Source organism: Allomuricauda sp. F6463D (genome assembly GCF_023015965.1).
Taxonomy (GTDB): Bacteria; Bacteroidota; Bacteroidia; order Flavobacteriales; family Flavobacteriaceae; genus Flagellimonas.
In genome coordinates, this window is sequence record NZ_JALKAN010000023.1 from 1 (window position 1) to 281 (window position 281).

1 protein-coding gene is annotated in these 281 nt (G+C 45.9%); it reads left to right on the forward strand.

Going from position 1 to position 281, the window contains the following annotated elements; all coding sequences use genetic code 11:
- On the forward strand, positions 1-281 hold a 281-nt coding region (locus MWU56_RS16480; protein WP_247046521.1), incomplete at both ends, for a hypothetical protein.

Consider the following 281-nt stretch of genomic DNA (forward strand, 5'->3'; position numbering starts at 1 on the left):
ACAGATGGTGGTGGGACGGAATCCGTAAATTTGATAAGTACGGATCTGAACAACAATTTAACAGCAGGCACGGATGGAGCACTTTACCTGAACGTGGCCTCCGTATCCATAGCCGAGACCAATACTACATTGTCCTTTAATGATACTACCGGCGAACTGACCTATAACAATGAGCTTGGCAACAATGCTGCAGTTGATATTTCAAGTCTTGATGATAGTGCAGGAGTTTCGGCAAACGCTTCGGACATAGCCGACAACGCTTCGGATATCACCACGAATAC